The sequence below is a fragment of the Zavarzinella formosa DSM 19928 genome, assembly GCF_000255705.1.
GTDB classification, from domain to species: Bacteria; Planctomycetota; Planctomycetia; order Gemmatales; family Gemmataceae; genus Zavarzinella; species Zavarzinella formosa.
In genome coordinates this window covers 1-2,229 of sequence record NZ_JH636447.1, presented here as the reverse complement: position 1 = coordinate 2,229, position 2,229 = coordinate 1, and the positions used below count along the sequence as shown (strand labels likewise).

The following is a 2,229-nucleotide window of genomic DNA, read 5'->3' as shown; positions in this document are numbered from 1 at the left end:
GAACCTTCGGAGGGTGACACGGGCCGATGGCGGCTTCCCCGGATTTTTGGTTCAAAAGCGGCACGACACCCGGACATCCCATTTTCGTCATCGGCGGTCGAGCTCTGATCGTGCCCCATGTTCCGTCTCCCAAGCCGGTCGGAACACCAGCCCCGGCGGCCGGCCGTTTCCGGCCGCCATGCCTTGGCGCGGATCGTCTTCGTGTCGGAATCCGCCATGTCCCGGACAAGTCATGCGGCGATCTTCCCGGCGGCGGGTTCTCGCGGCGAAACCTGCGGGAAAAGTTCGTCCTGGAGCTGGTCGAGCCATTCACGGCTCAAGCCGCAAATGACTGACTCGGAATGATTTGCAATCCGGCGTGAATAAAGGCGAGAAACCGGGCGTTGTTCGGCGGCGGCCGATGCCCGGTTTCCCGCCGACGTCTGGCGTCGGGTCTTCCGAACGCCAGACGGGAATTGGTCGTGGCGGCGCCGGCCGAATTCCTGTGTTTGCACGTCTCTTCCGACGCCGTGCCGGCCCGGGGAGTTGTTTTCAGGCCGGGCCGCGCGGCGGCGGTTCGGCGGTCATCCGTTCTGTTGGCTGATTTCAAAGGAGCACATGATGAATGATTTTGACGAAGAGCGCTCCCGGCGGCCCGGCTGGCTCCATCATCTCGCCGAACAAGCCGAGGCTCATGTCGAGAAGGCCAACCGGCTGATCCGGGCGATTGGCGACGCGGGCCGGCCGGCCCGGCTGACGATCCTGGGGCCCGCCATCTCTCAGGAGGACTATTCCCCGGAGTCCGGCCGGCCGGACTCGTCGTTGTTTGTCCATGTGGTCCTGGACGTGCCCCGGGGAATCGGGATTGTCCGGTGGGACATGGATGTCCATTACGAACTGTCACAAACGCCGGGCGCCCTGGAGCGGGACGCCCCCGGCCTTTTTGTCCCGTTCGCCGAATGCCCGGTCGACTTGCGGGCCCGGTGTTTTCCACACCTGGCCGGATTGCTTCTGGAGTTGCGGAAGCGGGCGGGTTGAGGCGCTCATTGCCGGGATCATCAGCCACGTCCCTTTTTCCCTTTCCCTGAGTTGGTGAACCGCATGAGGAACAATCTCTCCGAGTCGGTAACCCGTCCCTCTCCGAACGGGAGGGCGAACGGCGCCGGCTGGCGGAACTGACTGGCGAACTCGTTGCAAGGCATTTGTCAAACCGGCGCCGCCGTCCGAGTGATCTTCGCCTGCTTCCGGCCGGCCTGATGTTCGCGGCGGCGATCAACGATTGACGGTCATGGCGCCGGCTGGACTGGTCGCCTGGCGACCCGACCTGCGCAGATTAACTCCGAACATTCCACAACTGCCCGGCCGCCCGCAGGGCGGCACTGGCTGTCTTTTTTTACCGGTCAGACGGCCCCGCCGCCGGCGGCGGGATCAATCCTTCCTTCGCCATTCGACTGAGCAGGTCGCGGGCCTTTTCATGCCCGTTGTCGGCGGCCTTGCGAAGCCATGCGGCCGCTTCTTTGTCATCCCGGGCCACGCCGATGCCGTCGAGCAGGCACAGTCCGAAATCGTGCATCGACGAAACGTCCCCGAGTTCGGCTCCTTTGCGATACCAGCCCGCCGCCTCTTTCTCGTCCTTTTCCACGCCCAGACCCCGGTGGTGGCAGAATCCGAGGTTGCCCGCCGCCTCCGGCATGCCCCGGCCGGCGGCTTGGCGAAACCAGCCGACCGCCGCCTTCTCGTCCTTTTCCACGCCGTGGCCGTGGAGAAGGCAGACCCCGAGATTGTGCATCGCCGGTCCGTTTCCGAGGCCGGCGGCCTTCCGGTACCAGACGACCGCCTCTTTCTCGTCCTTCGCAACGCCAACCCCGTTGGCATGGCAGAAACCGAGATTATTCATCGCCAGCGGCACACCCCGGTCGGCGGCCCGGCGAAAACACCCGGCCGCCGCCCGCTCGTCCTTGTCCACGCCCGTCCCCAGTTGCAGACAGACGCCGAGGTCATTCAGGGCCATCACGTCCCCGAGGGCCGCCGACCGGCGATACCAGTCCGTCGCCTTCCGCTCGTCGGCCGCCATCCCGAGTCCGTTGAGATGACAAACGCCGAGGTTGTACATGGCCCGGGCGTGCCCGGCCGCCGCCGCCTTGCGAAACCAGTCCGCCGCCCCTTTCTCGTCCGCCGCCCCGCCCATGCCTTGGGAGAGGCATTCTCCGAGACGGTTCATCGCCCCCGCATGGCCGAGTCCGGCGGCCT

General features: G+C 65.9%; 1 protein-coding gene and 1 pseudogene. One reads left to right on the top strand and one right to left on the bottom strand.

What is annotated here, in order from left to right; all coding sequences use genetic code 11:
- Positions 1–597 precede the first annotated feature (597 nt).
- Entirely contained in the window at positions 598–1,017 is a 420-nt protein-coding gene (locus BGIM_RS0136610) for a hypothetical protein (protein WP_020474602.1), read from the top strand.
- A 355-nt stretch (positions 1,018–1,372) separates the two neighbouring features.
- Here the strand turns inward: BGIM_RS0136610 and BGIM_RS54310 are convergent.
- Positions 1,373–2,229 (bottom strand): annotated as a pseudogene (locus tag BGIM_RS54310) (SEL1-like repeat protein); the annotation flags it as partial.